Source organism: Amycolatopsis magusensis (assembly GCF_017875555.1).
Lineage (GTDB): Bacteria > Actinomycetota > Actinomycetes > Mycobacteriales > Pseudonocardiaceae > Amycolatopsis > Amycolatopsis magusensis.
The window spans coordinates 2,317,853-2,341,442 of record NZ_JAGGMS010000001.1 but is presented as its reverse complement, the minus strand read 5'-3'; the positions used below and the strand labels follow the sequence as shown (position 1 = coordinate 2,341,442).

Below are 23,590 nucleotides of genomic sequence, written 5' to 3'. Positions count from 1 at the left end.
TCGAAGGATCGATCGTGCCCGAGTACCTGCCGACCACCCCGTACCGGGGGACCAGGGACTTCCTCCCCGCGGAGATGTCCGTCCGGACGCAGGTGTTCGGCCATCTCTACGACGTGGTCGAGCGCTTCGGCTACCAGCGCTACGACGGCCCGATCCTGGAGTCGGCGGAGATCTACGAGGCCAAGTCCGGCCAGGAGATCGCCGACCAGCAGCTCTACACGCTGACCGACCGCGGTGGCCGGCGCCTGGCGCTGCGCCCGGAGATGACCCCTTCGGTGGCGCGGATGATCGCCGGGAACGCGGGCTCGCTGCAGTTCCCGGTCCGCTGGTACAGCCACCCGAACTGCCACCGCTACGAGCGCCCGCAGCGCGGCCGCGTGCGTGAGCACTGGCAGCTCAACGTGGACATCTTCGGCTCGGACGCGGCCAGCTGCGAGATCGAGATCTTCGAGGTCGTGCACGCCCTGCTCGGCGAGTTCGGCGCCACCCGCGACATGTACGCGGTCCGCGCGAACGACCGCACGCTGCTGGCCAGCGCGCTGACCGACCTCGCCGGCGTGCCCGCGGAGCACCTGGCCGCGGTGTACTCGCTGGTGGACCGGTGGGAGAAGTACGGCAGGGACAAGCTGGCCGCGGACGCCGAGGAGATCGGGCTGAGCGACAAGCAGTTCGCGCGCCTGGCCGAGACGCTGGGCGCGGGCCCGGCCCTGCTGGACGAGCTGCCCGCCGAGGTCAAGGACGCGTCCAACCTGGTGCAGGTGCTGCGCAGCGAAGCCGCGGACCTGGTGCAGTACGACCCGCTGATCGTGCGCGGGCTGGCGTACTACACCGGCACGGTGTTCGAGGTGTTCGACACCTCGCCGGAGAACAACCGCGCATTGTTCGGCGGCGGCCGGTACAGCGACCTCGCCGGGTTGTTCACCGCGAAGGAGATCCCGGGCATCGGGTTCGGCATGGGTGACGTCACCCTGATCGACTTCCTGACCACGCACGGGCTGGTGCCCTCGCCGCGCAGCGAGTACGACGTGGCCGTGATCCCGGTGACCGCCGAGCTGACCAGCGCCGCACGCACGGTCGCGGCACGACTGCGCTCGGCCGGGCTGCGCACCTCCAGCCCGCTGGAGCACCGGAAGCTGGGCAAGGAAATGACCCGCGCGGACAAGGCGGGCGCGCGGGCCGTGGTCATCGTGGGCCAGGAGGACTGGGACGCGGGGAACGTCACCGTGCGCAGCCTCGCCACCCGTGAGCAGACCACCGTCGCCCTCGACCAAGCCGCCACCACCGTCGCCGCACACCTCTGAGCATGCCGTGAATGTGGCTTTCACGGCGATTTCCGCTGTGAAAGCCACATTCACGGCACAGGGTCAGCGGCCGACGAGGCGTAGGCCGGCTTCGGGGTAGCGCGCTCCGGCGACCGCCTCCCGCGGCACCGTGCGCTCCACCTCCAGGATGTCCTCAGTGGACAGTTCCAGCGTCACGGCGGCGACGTTCTCCTCCAGGTACTTCCGCCGCTTCGTGCCCGGGATCGGCACCACGTCGGCACCGCGCGCCTGCACCCACGCCAGCGCCAGCTGACCAGCCGTCACGCCTTTGCGCCCGGCCAGCTCACGCAGCTTCGCCACCAGTTCGAGGTTGCGCTCCAGGTTGCCCTCCGCCATGCGCGGCTGGCTCTCCTGCCGGAAGTCACCGGCCCCGAAGTCCTCTTTGGACTTGAAGCGCCCGGTGAGCAGCCCGCGCCCGAGCGGCGAATACGGCACGACGCCGATGCCGAGTTCGCGGCACACCGGCACGATCTCGTCCTCCAGGTCCCGCGACCACAGGCTCCACTCCGTCTGGAGCGCGGTGATCGGGTGCACGGCGTGCGCCCGCCGGATCGTCTCGGCGCCCGCCTCGGACAGCCCGAGGTGCCGCACCTTGCCCGCGGTGACCAGTTCGGCCATCGCGCCCACGGTCTCCTCGACGGGCACCGACGGGTCCACCCGGTGCTGGTAGTAGAGGTCGATGTGGTCCACGCCGAGCCGTCGCAGCGAAGCCTCCGCGGCGTCCCGCACGTAGTCCGGGTCACCGCGCACACCACGCTTGAGCGGGTCGTGCTCGTCGCGCACGATGCCGAACTTGGTGGCCAGCACGACCTGCTCGCGCCGATCGGCGATGGCGCGCCCGACCAGTTCCTCGTTGCGCCCGAACCCATACATGTCGGCGGTGTCGAGCAGGGTCACGCCAAGATCGAGTGCGCGGTGGATGGTGGCGATCGACTCGGCGTCGTCGCCCTGGCCGTAGAACTCGCTCATGCCCATGCAGCCGAGCCCCTGGGCGGAAACGGTCAGCGAGCCCAGCTTGCGGTCTTCCATCGGCTCACTTCCCCGCGGCGCGGGCGTACTGCTCGGGGTAGCGCTCCCCGGCCACGGCGTCGGCGGGCGCGGCCGCCTCGATCGCCGCGATGTCCTCTTCGGACAGTTCGATCCGGACGGACGCGGCATTCTCCTCCAGGTACTTGCGCCGCTTCGTGCCCGGGATCGGCACCACGTCGTCGCCGTGGTGCTGCACCCAGGCCAGCGCCAGCTGCCCGGCGGTGACGCCCTTCTCCTCGGCGAGCGCCCGCAGCGCGTCGACGATGGCGAGGTTGCGTTCCAGGTTGCCGTCGTTGAACCGGGGCAGGCCGCGGCGCATGTCGTCGGCGGGCAGGCTGTCCACCGAGGTGATGTTGCCGGTCAGGAAACCCCGGCCCAGCGGCGAGAACGGCACGATGCCGATGCCGAGTTCCCGGCAGGTGCTCAGGATTTCGCCTTCGATGCCACGGGTCCACAGGGACCATTCGCTCTGCAGCGCGGTCACCGGATGCACCGCGTGCGCGCGCCGGATGGTCGCGGCGCTCGCCTCGGAAATCCCCAGGTAGCGGACCTTGCCCTCGGCGACCAGCCCGGCCAGCGCGCCCCAGGTCTCCTCGACCGGCGTGTTCGGGTCCACCCGGTGCTGGTAATAGAGGTCGATGTGGTCGACGCCGAGCCGCCGCAGCGAGTCCTCGCAGTTCTGGCGGACGAAGCCCGCGTCGCCCCTGGCACCCATGGTGCCGTCCTCATCCCACACGATGCCGAACTTGGTGGCCAGCACGGCCTGGTCGCGCCGATCGGCGATGGCTCGCCCGACCAGTTCCTCGTTGGCGCCCGCGCCGTAGACGTTGGCGGTGTCCAGCAGGTTCACGCCCAGTTCCAGGGCGCGGTGGATGGTGGCGATCGACTCGGCGTCGTCGTCGCGCACGCCGTAGCCGGAGCTCATCCCCATGCAGCCCAGGCCCTGTGCGCCGACGGTCAGCTCGCCGAGCTTCTTGCTGTTGGTCACGCGGTCTCCTTTATAGAATCTGGCTGGGCGCGCAGCGTCTCCGTTGAGGGTGGTGGTGGGAGACGGGTGGGAGCGTTTTGCTGGGTGAACTTGCGCTCGATCTGGTCGTAGTTGTCGATCTTGTAGTCGAGCACCTCGAGGCAGCCCTGCAGTTCGGCGATGCGCTCGCGGACCGAGCGGCGCTGCTCGACCAGGATGGCCTTGCGGCGCCCGGCGCTGGCCGGGCCGTGGCGGCGCAGCGAGGCGTATTCGCGCATCATCCGGATGGGCATGCCCGTGGTGCGGAGCTTGGTCAGGAAGCCAAGCCAGGCCAGGTCGTCGTCGGAGTAGGCGCGGCGCCCGGCCGTGTCCCTGGCCGGGGCCTCGAGCAGCTTGATGCGCTCGTAGTACCGGAGGGTGTCGATCGACAGGCCACTCCGGCGGGCGGCCTCGGCTATCGAGAAGCTCATGTCACGACGGTACGACCTGGAGTGCACTCCAGGTCAAATCCCGTTCCGGGCCCGCGGACCGGCGGGTGGCGTTACGCTGCGCGCATGGCCCGCCCCAGAACCCACGACGACGGCCTCCGCGTCCGGCTGCTCGACCGCGCCGGGGAACTGCTCTCCGGCGAGGGCCCCGGCGCGCTGAGCCTGCGACGGCTCGCGAAGGACGCCGGTACCTCGACGACCGCGGTGTACTCGCTGTTCGGCAGCAAGCCCGACCTGATCAGCGCACTGTACGTGGAAGGGTTCGCGCGCTTCGAGAAGCGGCTGGCGGCCATCGTGCGGACCGGTGACCACTTCGAGGACCTGGTCTCGCTCGGCCTGGCCTACCGGGCCAGCGCGCTCGCCGACCCGCACATGTACTCGATCATGTTCACCAAGGCCGTGCCCGGCTTCGAACCGGACGAATCGTCCACCGAACTGGCGCGGTCGACGATGAACCCGCTGCTGGAGACCATTCGCGCGGGCATCGCCGAGGGTGTGTTCACCGACGAACCCGCCGAGCGCATCGCGGCTTCGTCGTGGGGCATCGCGCACGGCATGGTCTCGCTGGAGATCAACGGGAACCTGCCGCCGGGCTTCGACGTGAGCGGGGCCTACGAAGCCGCCCTGCGCGCCAACGGCCGCGGCTGGCTGCGCACCGTCTAAACGGCGCCGTACTGCCGATCGCCGGCGTCACCGAGGCCGGGGACGATGAAGCCGGAGTCGTTGAGCCGCTCGTCGATGCTGGCCGTGACCACCCGGACCGGCATGCCGGACTCCTCCAGGTGCCGGATGCCCTCCGGGGCGGCCAGCGCGCAGATCGCGGTCACGTCGGTGGCGCCGCGGTCGATGAGCAGGCGGATCGTGTACGCCATCGAGCCGCCGGTGGCGAGCATCGGGTCGAGCACCAGCACCGGCCGCCCGCCGAGCGACTCCGGCAGCGACTCGAGGTACGGCGTCGGCTGCAGCGTCTCCTCGTCGCGGGCGAGCCCGACGAAGCCCATCTGGGCGTCGGGGATCAGCTTGTGGGCCTCGTCGGCCATCCCCAGCCCGGCGCGGAGCACCGGCACCAGCAACGGCGGATTCGCGAGCCGGTAGCCGTCCGTGCGGGCGACCGGCGTGTGGATGCGCTCCACCCGCACGGGCGCGTCGCGCGTGGCTTCGTAGATCAGCATCATCGTCAGCTCGTGCAGCGCGGCGCGGAAGGCGGCGCTGTCGGTGCGGGCGTCGCGCATGGTGGAGAGGCGGGCCTTGGCGAGCGGATGATCGACGACGTGGACGTCCATGGTGGACACCGTAGCCGCCGGGGCCCGGCTGTCGTACGAATGACTGACGCGGGGCGTGCCGGGGAGCGCTAGGCTGCCTGCCGTGAGCGAGCACCCCGGTCTTCCCGAACCCTCCCAGATGCGGGTTTCCGACGCCGACCGCGAGCGGGTGGCGCAGATCCTGCACCAGGCGATGAGCGAGGGCCGGATCACCGTGGACGAACTGGAGGAACGGCTCTCCGTGGTCTACGCCGCCAAGACGGCGGCCGACCTGCGGCCGGTGACCCTCGACCTGCCGGTGGAGGGCAGCGTGGTCGCCGCGGTGCCCGCGTCCTCCCCGGCGCTGTCGACCCCGCACAACCTGGTCGGCGGACGGCCCGGCTCGGCCAGTTCGGTCGCGGTGATGGCCGGTGTAGAGCGCAAGGGCAACTGGGTCATCCCCGGCACGCACAACAGCTTCGCCTTTTGGGGCGGCGTCGAGATCAACCTGATGCACGCGCGGTTCGCCGAGCAGCACACCACCATCAACGCGGTCGCGATCATGGCGGGCGTCGACATCGTGGTGCCCGACGACATCAACCTCGACGTCACCGGCATCGGCTTCATGGGCGCCTTCGAAACCCGCGACCGGGGCGACGTGCACATCGCCCCGGAGAACGCCCCCGTCCTCAAAGTGACCGGCTTCGCCTTCTGGGGCGCGGTGACCGTCATCCGCAAACCCCGCAAAGCCCCCAGCTCGGCACCCCAGATCACCCCCTGACGTCCCACCTCCCGAACCCCACACTCCCGCACCCGAACCCCACACTCAGACACCCGAACCCCACGTTCCCGCAACCGAGTCCCACGCTCCCGCGGTCGAACCCCACACTCGCGGGCGCGAACCCCACGCTCAGGCAGCCGAACCTCACGTTCCCGCAACCGAGTCCCACGCTCCCGCGGTCGAACCCCACACTCGCGGGCGCGAACCGCACGCTCAGGCAGCCGAACCTCACGTTCCCGCAGCCGAGTCCCACACTCAGGCACCCGAGTCCTGCATTCAGGCGCCCATCACGCACCCGGACCCCACCCTCGCGGCACGAGTCCCGCATTCGGGCGCCCCCGAGTTCCACACTCAGGCAGCCGAACCCCACGTTGCGGCACCCGAACCCCACATTCAGGCACCTGAATCCCACACTCGCGGGCACCAGCCCCACCTTCACGCGCCCCAGCCCGCCTTCCCTCAAACCGAGCGCCAAGCCCGAGTGTGGAACTCGGCTGCCCGGGTGTGTAGTTCGGCTGCACGAACGTGGGTTTCGGCTTCCTGAATGTGGGACTCGCGGGTGACCTCGCACGGCTGAGCAGGCACAACGTCCGCCCCCACCCGTCGCCTAGACTCGCGGCATGACAGTTACGTCAACGGCGACGGACACCCCGTCTCCGCTGCCCGAGCGGCTCGCCGACGCCACGCGCGACGAGACGAGCCTGCGCCGGTTCCTGCACGGGTTGCCGGGCGTCGACCAGGTCGGCGTCGAGCAGCGCGCGGCGGGCCTCGGCACCCGCAGCATCAAGAAGGCCGCCAAGCGCTGGGCCATCGACACCGCCATCTCCATGGTCGACCTGACCACCCTGGAGGGCGCCGACACCCACGGCAAGGTCCGCGCGCTCGCCGCCAAGGCCAAGCTGCCCGACCCCGAGCACCCGGACACCCCGCGCGTCGCCGCGGTGTGCGTGTACCCGGACCTGGTCGCGCCCGCGGTCGAAGCGCTGCAGGGCACCGGCATCGGCGTGGCCAGCGTCGCGACGGCCTTCCCGTCCGGCCGCTCCAGCCGCGAGATCAAGCTGGCCGACGTCAAAATGGCCGTCGACGCCGGCGCGACCGAGGTCGACATGGTGATCGACCGCGGCGCCTTCCTCGAAGGCCGCTACGGGCACGTGTTCGAGGAGATCCAGGCGATCAAGGCGGCCTGCGGCCAGGCCCACCTCAAGGTCATCCTGGAGACCGGCGAACTCGCCACCTACGACAACGTGCGCCGCGCCTCCTGGCTGGGGCTGCTGGCGGGCGGCGACTTCATCAAGACCTCCACCGGCAAGGTCTCCCCCGCGGCCACCCTGCCGGTCACCCACGTGATGCTGCAGGCCGTGCACGACTGGCACGCCACCACCGGCGAGCTGCGCGGGGTCAAACCGGCGGGCGGCATCCGCACCACCAAGGACGCGATCAAGTACCTGGTCGCCGTGCACGAGGTCGCCGGGCCGCAGTGGCTCGACCCGAGCCTGTTCCGCTTCGGCGCCTCCAGCCTGCTCAACGACCTCCTGCTGCAGCGCCGCACCCAGCTCGACGGCCACTACAGCGGTCCCGACTACGTGACGGTGGACTGATGCCCGACTCACCCTTCGAATACGCGCCCGCACCCGAATCCCGCGACATCGCGAACCTCAAGCCCGCCTACCGCCCGTTCATCGACGGCGCCTTCGTCGACGGCAAGGGCGAGCCGCTGAAGACGATCAACCCGGCCACCGAAGAGGTGCTCGCCGAGGTTTCCACCGCCTCGAAGTCCGATGTGGACACAGCGGTGAAGGCCGCCCGCCGGGCGTACGAGAAGACCTGGGGCCGGATGCCGGGCGCCGAGCGCGCCAAGTACATCTTCCGCCTGGCGCGGCTGATCCAGGAACGCGGCCGCGAACTGGCCGTGCTGGAAAGCCTGGACAACGGCAAGCCGATCAAGGAATCGCGCGATTCCGACATCCCGACCGCCGCCGCGCACTTCTTCTACCACGCGGGCTGGGCCGACAAGCTGGACTACGCGGGCTACGGCCCGGACCCGCGCCCGCTGGGCGTGGCCGGGCAGGTCATCCCGTGGAACTTCCCGCTGCTCATGCTGGCCTGGAAGATCGCCCCGGCGCTGGCCACCGGCAACACCGTGGTGCTCAAGCCCGCCGAGACCACCCCGCTCACCGCGCTGGTCTTCGCCGAGCTCTGCCAGCAGGCGGACCTGCCGCCCGGCGTGGTCAACATCCTGCCCGGCGCCGGGGACATCGGCGCCGAACTGGTCGGCCACCCGGACGTGAACAAGATCGCCTTCACCGGGTCCACCGAGGTCGGCAAGCTGATCCAGCGCACGGTCGCGGGCACGCCGAAGAAGCTGACCCTGGAACTCGGCGGCAAGGCGGCGAACGTGGTGTTCGACGACGCGCCACTGGACCAGGCGGTGGAAGGCATCGTCAACGGCATCTTCTTCAACCAGGGCCACGTCTGCTGCGCCGGGTCCCGGCTGCTGGTCCAGGAATCCATTGTGGACGAAGTGCTGGAGAAGCTGCGGTACCGGGTGTCCACGCTGCGCATCGGTGACCCGCTGGACAAGAACACCGACGTCGGCGCGATCAACTCGCGCGAGCAGCTGACGAAAATCCAGGAGCTGGTCGACTCGGGTGACACCGAGGGCGCGCAGCGCTGGACCAGCCCGTGCCCGATCCCCGAGCGCGGTTTCTTCTTCGCCCCCACGGTGTTCTCCGACGTGCAGCAGTCCATGCGCATCGCCCGCGAGGAGATCTTCGGGCCGGTGCTGTCGGTGCTCACCTTCCGCACCCCGGAAGAAGCGGTCACCAAGGCGAACAACACGCCGTACGGGCTCTCCGCGGGCATCTGGACGGAAAAGGGCTCCCGCATCCTGTGGATGGCGAACCAGCTGCGTGCCGGGGTCGTCTGGGCCAACACCTTCAACCGCTTCGATCCCGCCGCTCCGTTCGGCGGCTACCAGGAATCGGGCTTCGGCCGCGAGGGCGGGCGCACCGGTCTGGAGGCTTACCTCGATGTCTGATCGTCTTTCGGTGACCAAGACCTACAAGCTCTACATCGGCGGGAAGTTCCCGCGTTCGGAGTCCGGGCGCTCGTACCCGGTGTCCGACGCCAAGGGCAAGTTCCTGGCCAACGCCGCGCACGCGTCCCGCAAGGACGTCCGCGACGCCGTGGTGGCCGCGCGCAAGGCGTTCGGCGGCTGGTCGGGCGCGACCGCCTACAACCGCGGGCAGGTGCTGTTCCGCGTGGCCGAGGTACTCGAAGGCCGCCGCGACCAGTTCATCAGCGAGGTCAGCGCCTGTGAGGGTGTGCCGGCCAAGAAGGCGGAGTCCCTGGTGGACGCCGCGATCGACCGCTGGGTCTGGTATGCGGGCTGGACCGACAAGATCGCCACCGTGCTGGGCGCGGCGAACCCGGTGGCCGGGCCGTACTTCTCGTTCACCGTGCCGGAACCGACCGGCGTGGTGGGCGTGCTCGCGCCGCAGCAGTCGTCGCTGCTCGGGCTGGTCAGCGTGCTGGCGCCGGTGCTGGCGACCGGGTCGACCGCGGTGGTGGTGAGCAGCGCCGAACGGCCGCTGCCCGCGATCACCCTGTCCGAGGTGCTGGCCACCTCGGACGTGCCGGGCGGCGTGGCGAACATCCTCACCGGTCGCGCGGCCGAACTCGGTTCGTGGCTGGCGTCGCACGGGGACGTCAACGCGCTCGACCCGACCGGGGCGGCCGTCGCCGACCGCGTGGAACTGGCCAAGGCCGCCGCGGGCACGGTCAAACGGGTGCTCAGCGTGCCCGCCGAAGAGCCGGACTGGACCCGGCAGCCGGACATCGCCCGGCTGCGGCGCTATCTGGAGGCCAAGACGGTCTGGCACCCGCTGGGCGTGTAGCCGCTAGGCGCCCTGGAAGATGTCGGCGCTGGTGACCGCCCGGCCGGGAAGCGGAGAACCCGGCCGGGCGTGCAACCCGTCCAGCATCAGCGCGATGCACCGCTCGGTGGCGAACGAGGCCACCTCCGTCGACTTCGACGGCAGTTCGCGCAACAGCAGCGAGAACATGATCGTCACGTCCCCGGCGCCGACGTCGGGCCGCAACGAGCCCTCGGCCTGCGCCTGCTCGACGATCAGATCGAGCATCCCGAGAGCCTCGCGGCGGAATTCCTCGGTTTTGGGGTCCTCCGCGAACACCGCCCTGGCCAGCGGCGAAAGCATGGCCAGTTGCACGCTTAATTTCACCTTCTGGGTGATGCGGAGGAAGCGGACGAGCGCGTCCCACGCCGTCGGCTCCTCGTCCACCGCGGCCCGCGCGTCGAGCAGCACGCTGCTGAAGGTGTCCCGCGCGATCTCCCGCAGCAGGGACGCGCGGTCGGGGAACCGCCGGTAGAGCGTCCCGACGCCGACGCCCGCATGGCGCGCGATCTCTTCCATGGGCACGTCGGGCCCCTGGTCGGCGAACAGTTCCTTGGCCGCGGCGAGGATCTGGTCGCGGTTGCGCCGCGCGTCGGCCCGCAACCGGGTCTCCTCGTGCTCGACCGTCATCTCAGCCACCTCTCAGGTTCCGCCGGATTGTCTCACCCCAACGGATGTGGACGCTGCGGTTCCACATCGGTACCGTGAAAAACGGAAGGTAAACCTCCACATACGATTCGTCCGGATTGAGGTAACCGTGTCCGAAACCACCACCGAGCGGGTTCCGTCGTTTCCGATGGAACGGCGCTGCCCCTACGCCCCGCCCGCCGAGTACGACGAGCTGCGCGCGGAAAACCCGGTGACCAAGGTGGAACTGCCGACCGGGCGCCAGGCTTGGGCGCTCACGCGGCACGAGGACGTCCGCGCGATGCTCGCCGATCCGCGGTTCAGCTCGGACCGCATGAGCCCGCAGTTCCCCACCCTGGTCGACAACACCCAGCTGCGTTCGACGTTCCGGCCTTCGCTGATTTCGATGGACCCGCCCGAGCACGGGCCGGCGCGGCGGGCGGTGGTCGGGGAGTTCACCGTGCGCCGGATGGAGGCGCTGCGGCCGCGGATCCAGGAGATCGTCGACCAGGCCATCGACGACCTGCTGGCCGCCGGGGAGCCCGCCGACCTGGTCACCCACGTGTCGCTGCCGGTGCCGTCGCTGGTGATCTGCGAGCAGCTCGGCGTGCCGTACGCCGACCACGATTTCTTCCAGCAGCACTCGTCGAAGCTGCTGAACCGGGAGACCGCCCAGGAGGACCGGCGGGACGCGGTCGACCAGCTGACGTCCTACCTGGGCAAGCTGATCACCGAGAAGGAGGCGGCGCCGACCGACGACCTGCTCGGCAGGCAGATCGTCAAGCAGCGAGAAGAGGGCAAGGTCGACCACGAAGCGCTGGTCAGCCTGGCCTTCCTGCTGCTGGTCGCCGGGCACGAGACCACCGCGAACATGATTTCGCTGGGCACGGTCGCCCTGCTCGAGCACCCCGACCAGCTCGCGCTGTTGCTCAACGATCCGGGCGTCACGCTCAACGCGGTCGAGGAACTGCTGCGGTACTTCACCATCGCCGAGCTGGCCACCACGCGGGTGGCCACCGAGGACGTCGAGATCGGCGGGGTGCTGATCCGCGCCGGGGAGGGCGTGCTCGGCCTGTCGAACGCGGCGAACCACGACCCGGCGGCCTACGACCGGCCGGACGAACTGGACATCGCCCGCGGTGCCCGCAACCACGTGGCGTTCGGCTTCGGCGCGCACCAGTGCCTCGGCCAGAACCTCGCACGCATGGAGCTGCAGATCGTGTTCGACACCCTGTTCCGGCGGGTGCCGGGGCTGCGCATCGAGAAGCCGATCGACGAGCTGGACTACAAGCGCAACTCCACCGTCTACGGATTGCACTCGCTGCCGGTGGCGTGGTCGTGAAGATCGCCACGGACGTCGACCGCTGCGTCGGCGCCGGACAGTGCGTGCTCGCCGAACCGGCGGTCTTCGACCAGGACGAGTCGGACGGCACCGTGGTGCTGCTGACCGATTCGGTCGACGGGGAGACCGCCGAACGCGTGCGGGAAGCCACGCACATCTGCCCGGCGCAGGCACTGTCCATTTTGGACTAGCTTTATTGCGGTTGTCCCGGCGCCGCGGCGGCTGGTAAAACGCCCTATGCAGATCCGGGAAGCCACCGCCGCGGAGCTGGCCACCCTGCCGGCCCTCGAATCAGCGTCCGATTCGATCTTCGCCGACCTGGGGTTCCCGCCCCTGCCGCCGCCGGGCAGCCCGGAAGAGCTAGCCACCGCCCGGCTGGTGCTGGTCGCGGGAACCCCACCGGCCGGCTTCGCCCGCGTCGAGGTGGTCGACGGGAACGCACACCTCGAACAGCTGGCCGTGCACCCTTCGCACTTCCGGCAAGGCGTCGGCACCGCCCTCGTACGCGCGGTGCTCTCGTGGGCGCGGGAGGCCGGTTTCCCCGCGGTCACCTTGTGCACGTTCTCGGACATCCCGTGGAATGGCCCGTTCTACCGGAAACTGGGCTTCGCGGACTTCGACGACCCGAGCCCGGGCTTGCAGGAGCTACGAGCGCACGAACGTGCCCTGGGCCTGGACGACCTGGGCCCGCGAGTAGTCCTGCGCCACCCTCTCGCCGAGCACTGACCCACTGGGGCGGCCGCTGAAGCGGCTCCCGAACGTGGGGTTCGGCTGCCTGAATGTAGAACTCGAGTGCCCGAGTGCGGGGCTCGGCTACCTGAACGTGAAACTCGGCTGCACGAGTGCGGAACTCGACTGTCTGAACGTTGGGCTCGCGTGCCCGAACGTGGGACTCGACTACCTGAACGTGAGACTCGGCTACCCAAGTGCGGGACTCGGGGCTCCCGAACGTGAGACTCGGCAACCCGAGTGTGGAACTCGGGCGCACGAGCGCGGAACTCGGCTACTTGAACGTGAGACTCGGCGACCTGAACGTGGAGCTCGGCTGCCTGGAGGTGGGACTCGGGTGCCTGCGCGTGGAACTGGGCTGCCCGAGTGCGGGGCGCCGGTGCCTAAGTACGGGGCTCGGCTGCACGAGTGCGGCACTCGGCTGCCTGAACGTGAGTTTCGGCTACCCGAGTGTGGAGTTCGGGTGCACGAGTGTGGGGTTCGGGTGCACGAGTGTGGGGTTCGGGTGCACGAGTGTGGGGTTCAGCGGCCTGAACGTGAGACTCGGCTACCCGAGCGTGAGGTTCAGCGGCCTGAACGTGAGACTCGGGTACACGAGCGTGAGACTCGGCGGCCTGAACGTGAGACTCGGGTACACGAGCGTGAGACTCGGCGGCCTGAACGTGAGTTTCGGGTGTGTGGGTGTGGGGTTTGGCGGGCTGAACGTGAGATTCGGGTGCACGAGTGTGGGGTTCGGCGGGCTGGAGGTGGGGGGCTGGTGGGGGTTAGGGGTGGGTTAGGTGGGTTAGGAAGTCGTGGTTGGTTTGGGTGGGGTGCAGGGATTTGAGGAGGGTGGGGAGGGCGTCTTCGCGGGTGTGGAGGGCTCGGCGCAGGGTGGCGACGGCGGTGCGTTCGGCGGCGGGGACCAGGAGGTCGTCCCGGCGGGTGCCGGAGCGGGGGAGGTCGATGGCGGGGAAGATCCGCCTGCTCGCCAGGCGGCGGTCCAGGTGCAGTTCGGCGTTGCCGGTGCCTTTGTACTCCTCGTAGATCACCGTGTCACCGACTGAACCGGTGTCGACCAGCGCGGTGGCGAATATGGTCAGCGAGCCCCCGTTTTCGATGTTCCGCGCGGCCCCCAGAAACCGCTTCGGCGGCGTCAGCGCGGTGGAATCCACGCCACCGGACAGGATTCGCCCGGACGCGGGGGCGGCCAGGTTGTAGGCACGCCCCAGCCGCGTCAGCGAATCCAGCAGTACCACCACGTCCCGCCCCTGTTCGACCAGGCGCTTGGCGCGTTCGATGGCGAGTTCGGCGAGCGCGGTGTGGTCCGCGGGCGGGTGGTCGAAGGTCGCGGCGATCACCTCGCCGGGCACCGCGCGCGAAAGGTCGGTCACCTCTTCCGGCCGCTCGCCGACCAGCACCAGCATCAGGTGGCACTCCGGGTGGTTCTTGCTGATGCCGTGCGCGATGTCCTGCAGCACAGTGGTTTTCCCGGCTTTCGGCGGCGCCACGATGAGCGCGCGCTGGCCCTTGCCGACCGGCATCACCAGGTCGATGACCCGCGCGGTGACCGCGTGCTGCTCGGTCTCCAGCCGGAGTCTTTCGTTGGGGTACAAGGGAACCAAGTCGGCGAAGGCCGGCCTGGGGCGGTATCGCGGATCGCGGCCGTTGACCGCGGTCACCTCGCCGTCGTCGCCGAGACCGATGAGATCACCGCGGCGCAGGCCGAGGTCGCGAACCACCTTCTGCGAGATGGTCACGTCGTCGGGGCCCGGCAGGTAGCCGTCCGCCCTGACCTGTGCGCGGTTGCGCACGATGTCGAGTATTCCGTGGGTGGTCATGAGAAATCTTTCTGGGTTGAGGAACGGCGAGAACACGCCGGAAGCCTTCACGCACAAGTGGAAGGAGAATCGTGAGTCCCGAGCGGGAGGCTGAGCCTGCATCCGCCGGGGGGGATAGACATCATCACGGTAGCTCACGTCCGACAAGCGCGCAACCCAGTGACCCGAGCGCCACATCGGACGTCGGGTACGAACTCGGGGAACGTGCTTAGAGCCGGTCCACCCCGGTGATGTGCAGGACCGCCGTGCCCGCCTCGTCCGACGCCGCGAGGTCGACCTCGGCACTGATGCCCCAGTCGTGGTCACCGGCGGGGTCGTCGAAGATCTGGCGCACCTTCCACAACTCCGGTTCCTTCTCGATCAGCAGCAACGCCGGGCCGCGGGCGTCCGGCCCGGTGCCGAGGTCGTCGTGCTCCTCGAAGTAGTCCTCCATCGCGTCTTCCCAGTCTTCGGCGGTCCAGCCGGAGGACGAATCCAGCTCGCCGAGCGCGTGATAGGCCCGCCGTGCCGCCAATTCCACCCGGCGGAAGAGCTGATTCCGCACCAGCACGCGGAAAGCGCGCTCGTTGCGGGTGACCGGCGGCGGCCCTTCGGGCAGGGTCGGCGGCGCGTGCGGGTCGTCGGAGTCGGGGTGGCGCAGGGCTTCCCACTCGTCCAGCAGGCTCGAGTCGACCTGGCGCACCAGCTCGCCCAGCCACTCGATGAGGTCCTGCAGCGGCTCGGTCTTCGCCTCGTCGGGCACGGTGTGCCGCAGCGTGTCGTAGGTGTCGGCCAAGTACCGCAGCACCAACCCTTCCGACCGCGCCAGCTGGTAGTAACCGATGTATTCCACGAAGTTCATCGCGCGCTCGTACATGTCGCGCACCACGGACTTCGGCGAGAGCTGGTAGTCGTCGACCCACGGGTGGCCCTGGCGGTAACTGCGGTAGGCGACCTCCAGCAGTTCCTCCAGCGGCTTCGGGTAGCTGACGTTCTCCAGCAGCTCCATCCGCTCGTCGTACTCGATGCCCTCGGCCTTCATCGCCTGCACGGCCTCGCCGCGGGCCTTGAACTGCTGCTGCGACAGCACCGGCCTCGGATCATCCACAATGGATTCCACAATGGACACCACGTCCAGTGCGTAGCTCGGCGACCCGGTGTCCAGCAGTTCGATCGCGGCCAGCGCCAGCGGGGACAGCGGCTGGTTCAGCGCGAAGTCGAACTGCAGGTCCACGGTCAACCGGACGATCCGGCCCTGCTCGTCCGGCTCGGGCAGCCGCTCGACCACACCCGCGGCGAGCAGCGCGCGGTAGATCGCGATGGCGCGCAGGATGTGCTTGCGCTGCGCCGGCCGGTCCTCGTGGTTGTCCTCGAGCAGGTGCCGCATCGAGTCGAAGGCGTTGCTGGGCCGGGAGATCACGTTGAGCAGCATCGAGTGGCTGACCCGGAAGCTCGACGTCAGCGGCTCCGGTTCGGCGGCGACCAGCCGCTCGAAGGTGCTTTCGGTCCAGTTGACGAACCCTTCGGGCGCCTTCTTGCGGGTGATCTTCCGCTTCTTCTTCGGGTCGTCGCCCGCCTTCTCCAGCGCCTTGGCGTTCTCGATGACGTGGTCCGGCGCCTCCACCACGACGTAGCCGTCGGTGTCGAAACCCGCCCGGCCCGCGCGCCCGGCGATCTGGTGGAACTCGCGTGCCTTGAGGTGCCGCTGCCGGATGCCGTCGTATTTGGTCAGTGCGCTGAACACCACGGTGCGGATCGGCACGTTGATGCCGACGCCGAGGGTGTCGGTCCCGCAGATCACCTTGAGCAGCCCGGCCTGTGCCAGCTGCTCGACCAGCCGCCGGTACTTCGGCAGCATGCCGGCGTGGTGCACGCCGATCCCGTGGCGCACCAGCCGGGACAGCGTCTTGCCGAAGCCCGCGGCGAAGCGGAACTCGCCGATCAGGTCGGCGATGGCCTCCTTCTCCGCCTTGCTGCACACGTTGATGCTCATCAGCGTCTGCGCGCGCTCCACCGCCGCCGCCTGCGAGAAGTGCACGACGTACACCGGTGCCTGGCCGCCGTGCAGCAGCTCGGACATGGTCTCGTGCATCGGCGTGAGGGCGTAGCGGTAGGTCAGCGGAACCGGCCGTTCCGCCGAGGTGACCACCGCGGTGTCGCGGCCGGTGCGCCGGGTCAGGTCCTTCTCGAAGAACGAGACATCCCCCAGGGTGGCCGACATCAGCACGAACTGCGCGTTCGGCAGTTCGAGGATCGGGATCTGCCACGCCCAGCCGCGGTCCGGCTCGCTGTAGAAGTGGAACTCGTCGGCCACCACCTGGCCGACCTCGGCCCCGGCACCGAAGCGCAACGCGATGTTCGCCAGGATTTCGGCCGTGCAGCAGATGATCGGGGCATCGGCGTTGACGCTGGAGTCGCCGGTCATCATGCCGACGTGCTCCGGCCCGAAGATCTCGACGAGCTGGAAGAACTTCTCCGAGACCAGCGCCTTGATCGGCGCGGTGTAGTAGCTGCGCTTGCCGTGCGCCAGTGCGGTGAAGTGCGCGCCGACGGCCACCATGCTCTTGCCTGATCCGGTCGGGGTCGACAGAATCACGTTGGCGCCGGAGACCACCTCGATCAAGGCTTCTTCCTGCGCCGGGTACAGCTGCAAGCCGCGGTCGGCGGCCCAGTCGGCGAAGGCTTCGAACAGGGCGTCTGGCTCGGGGACCGCCGGGATGCGGCCGTCGAGTCGCTGGGGGCTCGGTGCGGGCTGTGTGCTCATCAGGGAAGTCATCGTGCCATCTCCGCCCGCCGGACGGGCGGGGGTGATCGCGCCGCGAAGGCCGAACCCGTAGGCTGCGCATACCGCGCACCGACAGGGGGAAGCCTGAGCCGGAGCGCATACGGTGGGTGATTGGCGGAGGACAGGTAATGGCACAGGACATCGTCCCGGTCGAGCTCGGGTTGCCGCAGGGTGACCTGGTGACCCTGTGGGCACCTCGCTGGCGCGAAGACGGTGAGGAGTGGGAAGCCTTCCTCGGCGACGAGGAGGACCTGTACGCCTTCCCCGACGCCGCCCACCTCGCCGCGTTCGTCCGGACGGCCGAACAGCACGACCTGATCGACCACCCGGCGTGGAGCGTGGTGCCCGCGCTGAACGTCCCGGAGCTGATCCCCGACGACGACCACTCCTACGACCTGGTCGGCGTGCCCGAGCTGGTCGCCGAGGAGCCGGACTCCTGGACCATCGGCGAACTCGCCGAGATCGTCGGCATCGTGCGCTCGCTCGCGGACGTCTGCGAGCTCGAAGAGGTGCACGAGGTGCTCGACAGCTGCGAGGGCTTCTCGCTGCTGGAGCAGGGCAGGCTGCCCTTCACCGGCCGCGAGGGCGAGCGGCTGTGGACCGACCTGTCCGAGGCCGTGTCCGAGAAGTGGGACGTGGTGCTCGACGCGATCGACGGCCTGGTCACCGTGCCGGACGTGGACGCCACCCTGCTGGAGCAGACCGCCGAAGAGCTGGCCACCTTCCTGGAGGAGTCGGCCGAGGCCGAAGCCGCCGCGGCCGAAGGCACCGGCGAGGACCTCGACCGCGTCGACAGCGACGACGACGAGGCGGAAGCCGAAGAGGAACCGCTGCCCACCGGTTTCTGGGCCGAGGTCGGCATCGACCCGATCAAGATCGTCACCAAGACCGACGAGTACTACACGCTGCGCTGCTTCCTCGACGACGAACCGGTCTTCCTCGGTTCCGGCGGCCAGATCGACGTCTACGGCTCGCCGCGCGCGCTGGGCCGGGCGCTGGCCGAGCCCAAGGAACTGGCGGGCAGCGACCTGGCCGAAGTGTCCACTTGGGACGAAGTGCTGGCCAAGGCCACCGGCGGTGACCTGGAGATCGAGGTCCACCCGGACAACAGCTACGTGCTGGCCGGGCTGGACGAGGACATCGCCGAGGGCATCGACGCGATCGACCCGACCCAGCTGGAGCTGGCCGTCGAGCTGCTCACCGACGCCGCCGACTGGGCCGAGGACGACAGCGTCGCCGAGGCGCTGCAGAAGTCGGAAAGCCTGGGCTGGCTGATCAACTTCGTGATCGAGCCGGACCCGACGCGGCTGGCGCCGAGCGCGCCGTTCGACGCCGAGGAAGGCGCCTGGCGCAAGCTGGTCGAGTCCTTCGAGGACCGCCTCCGCACGCACTAGACCTCACCGATGTCCCCGCCCCACCCGCGGCACGCGGGAGGGGCGGGAACGGCGGTCAGGCCGTTTTGCCGAGGAAGGCGAGCACGAGTTCGTTGTAGCGCTCGGGCTTCTCCGCCGGGACGATGTGCCCGGCTCCTTCGACGAAGGCGGCTTCCGAACCCTCGGAGAGGGCTGCCCCGATGGCCGTCAGGGTCGCTTCGTCCATGACGACGCTCTTGTCCTCGGTGCCGTGCAGGTACAGGGTCGGCTGGCTCGGCAGGGTGCCCCACAGCGCGCCGTGTTCAGCGGCCCATTCCGGGGTGCCCATCTGCTGGGGCCCGAAGTTGGTCCGGTAGAGGTCGAGGGCCGCACGCAGCCGGGCGGGCTCGCCCAGCGCCTTCCGCGTTCCCTCGAACTCCTCGGTGGCGTCGAACCCGGGGCCGGTCCACTTCTCCTGCAGGCCCTGCCGCAGCCACGCCATGTCGTCGGCGGCCAGCACCTCATCCGCCATGTCCATCTGGAAGAACCAGAAGTGGTTCAGGTTCTCGATCCCTTCGAACGTGTTCGCGTAGGCGGCGAAGAACCGCAGTGGCGGCACGTCGCTGACCACGACCCGGGACCAGCGCTGCGGCGCCGCGACCGCGGCGCTCCAGGCCATCCCGGCGCCCCAGTCGTGGCCGACCAGGATCGCCTTCTCGTCCCCGTCCAGTGCCTCGTGCAGGGCGTTGACATCGTCGACGAGATCGCCGAGGAGCATGCTGCCGTCCGCCGGGAGCGCAGTGGGAGCGAAGCCCCGCATGTTCGGCGCGACGGCCCGGTAGCCCGCCGCGGCCAGCGCGGGGATCAGGTGGCGGTAGGTGACGTCCCCGGACTCGGGGAAACCGTGGAGCAACAGGGCCAGCGGCCCCTGCCCTTGTTCTACGTAGGAAAAGTCGATGCCGTTGGCGGTGACGCGCCCGTTGTGCAACTTGAGCTCCGTGCTGATGGGGGTGAACTGGGTACTGCCTCGGGTGGGCCCATCCGTGACTCCTCAAAGGGTGGTCCCTTGCAGAACTTCCGGCAAGTACCTACTATTTTTTCAGGTACTGTCCTTTTCTTCAGTATTGGAGTGCCCGGTGAAGAAGCGCAGTTACACGTGTGGGCTCGACGCCGCCGTGGACGTGGTGGGCGGGAAGTGGAAGGCCCTGATCCTGTGGGCGCTGCACAGCGGCCCGCGACGCTTCGGGGAGCTGCGGAAGGACGTGCCGGGCATCAGCGAGAAGGTGCTGATCCTCCAGCTGCGCGAGATGGAGCACTGCGGCCTGGTGCACCGCGAGGTCTACCGCGAGGTTCCGCCCAAGGTGGAGTACTCCATGACCGACTTCGGCCAGTCGCTCAACGAAGCCCTCATTCCCCTCGGGGAGTGGGGCGAGAAGCACCGGGAGACCATCGAAGCGATTCCCGCTGCCTGACGCCCCGCATCACCCGGGCCGGTCGTGCTCCGCGCGCACCGGCGTGAGCCAGATGGCGAGCAGGGGGAAGACCGCGGCCACGCAGAAGGCGAGCGCGTAGCGGGTATCGCCGATCACCAGGCCCAGCAGGGGCGGGGTGGCGGCGGCGGCGATGTTCTGCCCGGTGTTCTGGGCGCCCATCGCCCGGCCCGCCCACGCGTGCCCGGCGAGTTCGGCGGAGGCGGTGAAGCCGAGGCCGTTGTCGCTGACGCTGATCACCGCGGCGAGCACGAGCGCGATCACCGCCAGCCAGGGCACGGTGGCGTCGCCGGCAGCGACCAGCAGCATCACCCCGGCACTGGCCACGGCGAGCCGGCGCATCGGCCGCAGCCTGCTGCCGACGCGGTCCGACCAGTACCCGCTGCCGATGCGTGCCAGCGCGCCCAGCACCTGCACCGCGGCCAGGAACCACCCGGCGGCCAGCGGGCTCCAGCCCCGGACGGCCACCAGGTACACCGGCGCGAAGGCCGACACGGCGAACTGGGGCACCACCAGCAGCGCGCTCGCGCCGTGCAGCCGCCAGAGCGTGGGCTCGCGGTACGGCGACGGCGGCTTGACCCCGGTGCTTCTGGCCGGCTCCGGCCGCGGTGGATCGGTGACCAGCGCGGCCACCAGCACCGCGACCGCGATCGCCAGCAGCCCGGGGAACAGCAGGGCGGCCTGCCACCCGTGTGCCTGCGCCAGCGGCGGCAGGGCCAGCGCCGCGATGCCGACGCCGATCGGCTGCGCGGTCTGCCGCAGCCCCATGGCCGTGCCGCGCTCGCTCGCGCTGAACCAGCCCATCACCACCCGGCCGCTGGCGGCGTTCACCGACGCGGTCGCGGCACCGGCGAGCAGGAAGACGGCGAACAACACGGGCAGTGAGACCGAGGCCAACGCCGCGTAGCTCACCAGCAGCCCGGAGACGCCGAGGCCGAGCGCCATGATGAGTCGCTCGCCGTAGCGATCGGCTGCGGCACCCCACACGATGAGGGTGAGCAATAGCCCGATCGAGGGAGCCGCCACCACCGCACCCGCGGCGGCGAGTGACAGCCCCTCGGCCTCGCGCAGCACCGGCACCAGGAACGGGATGCCGTACAGGAAGGCGCAGCTCGCGGCCTGCGCGAGCAGCCCGAGGCCGAGGATCAGCCAGCGGCGGCGACCCACGGTGACCACCGGCACCATGTGTCCTCCCAGATAATGGGACGCAACTCCTACTATCTGGACTTTAGTTCGCTAGGCTAAATAATACAAGCGGCGTGCGGGTCAAGAATTGATCAAGGCCGCATAACCCGGCTTGATCACGTCATTGATCAGTTCGAGTCGTTTGTCGAAATCGAGGAAAGCGGATTTCATCGCGTTGATCGTGAACCACTGGAAGTCGGTCCAGCCGAAACCGAACGCCTCGGCCAGCGCGGCGAACTCGCTGGACATCGTGCAGCCGCTCATCAGCCGGTTGTCGGTGTTCACCGTGACCCGGAACCGCAGCTGGGTGAGCAGGCCGATGGGGTGCTCGGCGATCGAGGCCGCGGCCCCGGTCTGCACGTTGGACGAGGGGCACAGCTCCAGCGGGATCCGCCGGTCGCGCACGTAGTTCGCCAACCGTCCCAACTGGACTTCCCCGCCGGGCGAGGTCTTGATGTCGTCGACGATGCGCACGCCGTGCCCGAGCCGCTCGGCACCGCAGTGCTGGATCGCCTCCCAGATCGACGCCAGCCCGAACGCCTCACCTGCGTGAATGGTGAAATGCGCGTTGCTGGTGCGCAGGTACTCGAATGCGTCGAGGTTGCGGGTGGGCGGGAATCCGGCCTCCGGCCCGGCGATGTCGAAACCGGCCACGCCATTGTCCCGGTAGCGCACCGCGAGCTCGGCGATCTCGTACGCCCTGGCGTGCTGGCGCATCGCGCAGAGCAGCGTGCCGAGCTGGATGTGCCCGCCCTTGGCGGCCACCCGGCGCTCACCCTCGGCGAACCCCTCCTGCACCGCTTCGATCACCGCCGGGAAGGACAGGCCGCGCTCGACGAACAACTCCGGTGCGTAGCGCACCTCGGCGTAGACCACGCCGTCGGCCGCCAGGTCCTCCGCGCACTCCGCGGCCACCCTGACCAGGGCTTCCTCGGTCTGCATCACCCCGCACGTGTGCGCGAAGGTCTCCAGGTACGACTCCAGCGAGCCCGAATCCGCCGCGTCGCGGAACCACCGCCCCAGCTCCCCCACCTCGGTGGTGGGCAGGCCTCGATAACCGATCGAGTCAGCTAGATCGATCACCGTACCGGGGCGCAATCCGCCATCAAGGTGGTCGTGCAGCAGCACCTTGGGCGCACGCCGGATCTTTTCGGGGTCCAGTGTCTGGGAGCGGGTATCGGTCGACATGCGATAACGGTACCCGCGAGGGGCTGCGCCGGACGGCTCTTGCGTGGCGGGCTAGTGTGGTGAACACGGATCACCTACGTGGCCGTAACTCTGAGTTTCGCCGCTACCCAGAGCTTTGTGATCTTGGACCCGAATCGTCCAACGAGTTGAGCACAACATTTACATTTCCCGGGCCGGATACTGTGAGCAATTGGACGATCGCTAAGCTCGGCCCCAGTCCCTTTTCCCCGACGGAGGACACCGCAGTGACCACAGACAACCACCTTGGGGCCCCGTCCTTCGACCGGATGCGCAACATGCTCGTGCGCGCGGCCGAGGTCCGGGAGAGCGAGCAGCAGCAGATCTTCGACGCTCTCGACGACATCTACGCCCGCCTCGCTCCGGTGGACTCACTGGGCGCGGTGCGCAAGCGGCTGTCGGAACTGCCCGACCGCACCGAGGTCAGCGTGCTGGCCGAGCGGCTGGACGAGGCGATGTCCCGGCTCGAAGCGCAGGACAACGCGCTCGCCGAGATCGCCCGCGCGGTGGACGGCCTGGTCGACAAGCTGGCGAAGCCGTTCGCGCAGCTGGACGGCAGGCTCGACGGCGTCGGCGCCCGGTTCGAGGGCGTGGCCGGCCGGATGGACGGCCTGGAGGACAAGCTCCAGAACATCCACCGCCGCATCGACGAGCTCAACGGGCACCTGGACAAGCAGGACACCAAGCTCGACTCGATCCCGCAGTCGGTGCACGGCCCGGTGCGCGAGCGCATCGACTCGGCCGAGGCCACCCTGCGCGAGCGGATCGAAGCCGGGGACAACGACCTGCGCTCGCGGATCGACGACCTGGACGCCGCCACCAAGCAGCGCATCGGGGACAACACCGAGGCGCTCAAGTCGGCGCTGACCGAGACCGGCGAGATGATCGACGCCTCCGACCGGCTCGACAAGCTGGGCAACCGGCTCGAGCAGGTCACCACCCACCTCGACGACCTGGCCGGGCGCCTGGACAAGGTCGAGGACGGCTTCGCCGCGCAGCTCGGCGACCTGGACGGCTCGATCAAGAGCGGCCTGTCGAAGGTCGAGGGCACGCTGAACGCGCGTCCCGACACCGACTCGGTCACCTCGCTGGTGCGCAAGAGCAACGAGGAGTCCGAGCGGCGCATCGGCGGCCAGCTGGACGAGGCCATGGCCACCTTCGCCGAGCTGATGCTCGGTGGCGGTCCCGCTTCGCCGCAGCCGGTGGTCGCGGTGTCCCCGCCGGCCCCGCGCCAGCCGCGGCGCGCCCGCAACGGCCGGGCCCCGAAGCCCGCCGACGCCAAGGCGAAGCCGGGCGAAGGCGAAGACAGCACGGAGTAGTCCACCCGCCTCCG

The 23,590-nt window shown here is 69.5% G+C and carries 22 protein-coding genes; 12 read left to right on the top strand and 10 right to left on the bottom strand.

Annotation, left to right across the window (positions count from 1 at the left end):
- Window positions 1-14: 14 nt before the first annotated feature.
- A complete protein-coding gene (gene hisS / locus JOM49_RS10895) occupies window positions 15-1,301 on the top strand; it encodes a histidine--tRNA ligase (protein ID WP_209664180.1) in 1,287 nt (428 codons plus the stop codon).
- 63 nt (window positions 1,302-1,364) lie between these two features.
- On the opposite strand, the gene JOM49_RS10890 is transcribed toward hisS, so the two are convergent.
- The 3 genes from JOM49_RS10890 to JOM49_RS10880 are packed head-to-tail and all read right to left on the bottom strand — an operon-like array spanning window position 1,365 to window position 3,788.
- The gene (locus tag JOM49_RS10890) at window positions 1,365-2,351 is read right to left on the bottom strand and encodes an aldo/keto reductase (protein ID WP_209664179.1); all 987 of its coding nucleotides are present in this window, start codon (window positions 2,349-2,351) and stop codon (window positions 1,365-1,367) included.
- Window positions 2,352-2,355: 4 nt separating this feature from the next.
- Window positions 2,356-3,282, bottom strand: coding sequence for an aldo/keto reductase (locus JOM49_RS10885; RefSeq protein WP_245370192.1), 927 nt, complete (start codon window positions 3,280-3,282; stop codon window positions 2,356-2,358).
- A gap of 53 nt (window positions 3,283-3,335) precedes the next feature.
- Window positions 3,336-3,788 carry a MerR family transcriptional regulator gene (locus JOM49_RS10880; RefSeq protein ID WP_209664177.1) on the bottom strand — a complete coding sequence of 151 codons (453 nt, stop codon included), beginning with the start codon at window positions 3,786-3,788 and terminating at the stop codon, window positions 3,336-3,338.
- An 84-nt stretch (window positions 3,789-3,872) separates the two neighbouring features.
- Here JOM49_RS10880 and JOM49_RS10875 point away from each other — a divergent pair, with 84 nt between their 5' ends.
- Window positions 3,873-4,469 carry a TetR/AcrR family transcriptional regulator gene (locus JOM49_RS10875; RefSeq protein WP_209664176.1) on the top strand — a complete coding sequence of 199 codons (597 nt, stop codon included), beginning with the start codon at window positions 3,873-3,875 and terminating at the stop codon, window positions 4,467-4,469.
- Here JOM49_RS10875 and upp read toward each other — a convergent pair.
- Window positions 4,466-5,089 (bottom strand): uracil phosphoribosyltransferase, encoded by a 624-nt coding sequence (upp, locus tag JOM49_RS10870; protein ID WP_206802930.1) that lies wholly within the window; start codon window positions 5,087-5,089, stop codon window positions 4,466-4,468. The two genes, JOM49_RS10875 and upp, sit on opposite strands and share 4 nt — an antisense overlap.
- 118 nt (window positions 5,090-5,207) lie before the next feature.
- Here upp and JOM49_RS10865 point away from each other — a divergent pair, with 118 nt between their 5' ends.
- The 4 genes from JOM49_RS10865 to JOM49_RS10850 all read left to right on the top strand — a co-directional run bounded on the left by JOM49_RS10865 (window position 5,208) and on the right by JOM49_RS10850 (window position 9,724).
- Window positions 5,208-5,828, top strand: a complete 621-nt coding sequence (locus JOM49_RS10865) for a DUF1707 SHOCT-like domain-containing protein (protein ID WP_209671049.1) — start codon at window positions 5,208-5,210, stop codon at window positions 5,826-5,828.
- Window positions 5,829-6,448: 620 nt separating this feature from the next.
- Window positions 6,449-7,426: a deoxyribose-phosphate aldolase gene (gene deoC / locus JOM49_RS10860; RefSeq protein ID WP_209664175.1), complete on the top strand. Its 978-nt coding sequence runs from the start codon at window positions 6,449-6,451 to the stop codon at window positions 7,424-7,426.
- Window positions 7,426-8,865, top strand: coding sequence for an aldehyde dehydrogenase family protein (locus tag JOM49_RS10855; protein WP_209664174.1), 1,440 nt, complete (start codon window positions 7,426-7,428; stop codon window positions 8,863-8,865). Before deoC ends, JOM49_RS10855 begins: the two co-directional genes overlap by 1 nt.
- Entirely contained in the window at window positions 8,858-9,724 is an 867-nt protein-coding gene (locus JOM49_RS10850; protein WP_209664173.1) for an aldehyde dehydrogenase family protein, read from the top strand. Before JOM49_RS10855 ends, JOM49_RS10850 begins: the two co-directional genes overlap by 8 nt.
- A gap of 3 nt (window positions 9,725-9,727) precedes the next feature.
- Here the strand turns inward: JOM49_RS10850 and JOM49_RS10845 are convergent, their stop codons facing one another.
- Window positions 9,728-10,372, bottom strand: coding sequence for a TetR/AcrR family transcriptional regulator (locus JOM49_RS10845; protein ID WP_209664172.1), 645 nt, complete (start codon window positions 10,370-10,372; stop codon window positions 9,728-9,730).
- A 166-nt stretch (window positions 10,373-10,538) separates the two neighbouring features.
- Here JOM49_RS10845 and JOM49_RS10840 point away from each other — a divergent pair, with 166 nt between their 5' ends.
- Genes JOM49_RS10840 through JOM49_RS10830 form a run of 3 tightly spaced genes read left to right on the top strand, consistent with a single transcriptional unit; the run spans window position 10,539 to window position 12,437 of the window.
- Window positions 10,539-11,711, top strand: coding sequence for a cytochrome P450 (locus JOM49_RS10840; protein ID WP_209671047.1), 1,173 nt, complete (start codon window positions 10,539-10,541; stop codon window positions 11,709-11,711).
- The gene (locus JOM49_RS10835; RefSeq protein WP_209664171.1) at window positions 11,708-11,902 is read left to right on the top strand and encodes a ferredoxin; all 195 of its coding nucleotides are present in this window, start codon (window positions 11,708-11,710) and stop codon (window positions 11,900-11,902) included. Before JOM49_RS10840 ends, JOM49_RS10835 begins: the two co-directional genes overlap by 4 nt.
- A 46-nt stretch (window positions 11,903-11,948) precedes the next feature.
- Window positions 11,949-12,437 (top strand): GNAT family N-acetyltransferase, encoded by a 489-nt coding sequence (locus JOM49_RS10830; RefSeq protein ID WP_209664170.1) that lies wholly within the window; start codon window positions 11,949-11,951, stop codon window positions 12,435-12,437.
- A gap of 767 nt (window positions 12,438-13,204) precedes the next feature.
- On the opposite strand, the gene rho is transcribed toward JOM49_RS10830, so the two are convergent.
- Window positions 13,205-14,260 carry a transcription termination factor Rho gene (gene rho, locus JOM49_RS10825; protein WP_209664169.1) on the bottom strand — a complete coding sequence of 352 codons (1,056 nt, stop codon included), beginning with the start codon at window positions 14,258-14,260 and terminating at the stop codon, window positions 13,205-13,207.
- Window positions 14,261-14,468: 208 nt separating this feature from the next.
- The gene (locus JOM49_RS10820; protein ID WP_209664168.1) at window positions 14,469-17,003 is read right to left on the bottom strand and encodes a DEAD/DEAH box helicase; all 2,535 of its coding nucleotides are present in this window, start codon (window positions 17,001-17,003) and stop codon (window positions 14,469-14,471) included.
- Between the two features lie 149 nt (window positions 17,004-17,152).
- Between JOM49_RS10820 and JOM49_RS10815 the strand changes: the two genes are divergently transcribed.
- Complete coding sequence (locus JOM49_RS10815; RefSeq protein WP_209664167.1) at window positions 17,153-18,418, top strand: SatS C-terminal domain-containing protein; 1,266 nt, start codon at window positions 17,153-17,155, stop codon at window positions 18,416-18,418.
- A gap of 55 nt (window positions 18,419-18,473) precedes the next feature.
- Here the strand turns inward: JOM49_RS10815 and JOM49_RS10810 are convergent, their stop codons facing one another.
- The gene (locus tag JOM49_RS10810; protein ID WP_209664166.1) at window positions 18,474-19,364 is read right to left on the bottom strand and encodes an alpha/beta fold hydrolase; all 891 of its coding nucleotides are present in this window, start codon (window positions 19,362-19,364) and stop codon (window positions 18,474-18,476) included.
- Between the two features lie 148 nt (window positions 19,365-19,512).
- On the opposite strand from JOM49_RS10810, the gene JOM49_RS10805 reads away from it, so the two are divergent.
- Window positions 19,513-19,848, top strand: a complete 336-nt coding sequence (locus tag JOM49_RS10805; protein WP_308158706.1) for a winged helix-turn-helix transcriptional regulator — start codon at window positions 19,513-19,515, stop codon at window positions 19,846-19,848.
- Window positions 19,849-19,857: 9 nt separating this feature from the next.
- On the opposite strand, the gene JOM49_RS10800 is transcribed toward JOM49_RS10805, so the two are convergent.
- Together JOM49_RS10800 and JOM49_RS10795 are read right to left on the bottom strand one after the other, a co-directional pair.
- Window positions 19,858-21,051 (bottom strand): MFS transporter, encoded by a 1,194-nt coding sequence (locus tag JOM49_RS10800; protein WP_209664165.1) that lies wholly within the window; start codon window positions 21,049-21,051, stop codon window positions 19,858-19,860.
- A gap of 81 nt (window positions 21,052-21,132) precedes the next feature.
- A complete protein-coding gene (locus JOM49_RS10795; RefSeq protein WP_209664164.1) occupies window positions 21,133-22,239 on the bottom strand; it encodes an adenosine deaminase in 1,107 nt (368 codons plus the stop codon).
- Window positions 22,240-22,484: 245 nt separating this feature from the next.
- On the opposite strand from JOM49_RS10795, the gene JOM49_RS10790 reads away from it, so the two are divergent.
- On the top strand, window positions 22,485-23,576 hold the full coding sequence (locus JOM49_RS10790) for a PA containing protein (RefSeq protein WP_209664163.1): 1,092 nt from the start codon (window positions 22,485-22,487) through the stop codon (window positions 23,574-23,576).
- Window positions 23,577-23,590: the final 14 nt, after the last annotated feature.

Excerpts from the sequence above, each read along its gene's own strand:
- JOM49_RS10890 (WP_209664179.1), bottom strand. The coding sequence starts at position 2,351 with ATGGAAGACCGCAAGCTGGGCTCGCTGACCGTTTCCGCCCAGGGGCTC.
- JOM49_RS10885 (WP_245370192.1), bottom strand. The coding sequence starts at position 3,282 with ATGGGGATGAGCTCCGGCTACGGCGTGCGCGACGACGACGCCGAGTCG.
- JOM49_RS10880 (WP_209664177.1), bottom strand. The coding sequence starts at position 3,788 with ATGAGCTTCTCGATAGCCGAGGCCGCCCGCCGGAGTGGCCTGTCGATC.
- JOM49_RS10875 (WP_209664176.1), top strand. The coding sequence starts at position 3,873 with ATGGCCCGCCCCAGAACCCACGACGACGGCCTCCGCGTCCGGCTGCTC.
- upp (WP_206802930.1), bottom strand. The coding sequence starts at position 5,089 with ATGGACGTCCACGTCGTCGATCATCCGCTCGCCAAGGCCCGCCTCTCC.
- JOM49_RS10865 (WP_209671049.1), top strand. The coding sequence starts at position 5,208 with ATGCGGGTTTCCGACGCCGACCGCGAGCGGGTGGCGCAGATCCTGCAC.
- deoC (WP_209664175.1), top strand. The coding sequence starts at position 6,449 with ATGACAGTTACGTCAACGGCGACGGACACCCCGTCTCCGCTGCCCGAG.
- JOM49_RS10855 (WP_209664174.1), top strand. The coding sequence starts at position 7,426 with ATGCCCGACTCACCCTTCGAATACGCGCCCGCACCCGAATCCCGCGAC.
- JOM49_RS10850 (WP_209664173.1), top strand. The coding sequence starts at position 8,858 with ATGTCTGATCGTCTTTCGGTGACCAAGACCTACAAGCTCTACATCGGC.
- JOM49_RS10845 (WP_209664172.1), bottom strand. The coding sequence starts at position 10,372 with ATGACGGTCGAGCACGAGGAGACCCGGTTGCGGGCCGACGCGCGGCGC.
- JOM49_RS10840 (WP_209671047.1), top strand. The coding sequence starts at position 10,539 with ATGGAACGGCGCTGCCCCTACGCCCCGCCCGCCGAGTACGACGAGCTG.
- JOM49_RS10830 (WP_209664170.1), top strand. The coding sequence starts at position 11,949 with ATGCAGATCCGGGAAGCCACCGCCGCGGAGCTGGCCACCCTGCCGGCC.
- rho (WP_209664169.1), bottom strand. The coding sequence starts at position 14,260 with ATGACCACCCACGGAATACTCGACATCGTGCGCAACCGCGCACAGGTC.
- JOM49_RS10820 (WP_209664168.1), bottom strand. The coding sequence starts at position 17,003 with ATGAGCACACAGCCCGCACCGAGCCCCCAGCGACTCGACGGCCGCATC.
- JOM49_RS10815 (WP_209664167.1), top strand. The coding sequence starts at position 17,153 with ATGGCACAGGACATCGTCCCGGTCGAGCTCGGGTTGCCGCAGGGTGAC.
- JOM49_RS10800 (WP_209664165.1), bottom strand. The coding sequence starts at position 21,051 with ATGGTGCCGGTGGTCACCGTGGGTCGCCGCCGCTGGCTGATCCTCGGC.
- JOM49_RS10795 (WP_209664164.1), bottom strand. The coding sequence starts at position 22,239 with ATGTCGACCGATACCCGCTCCCAGACACTGGACCCCGAAAAGATCCGG.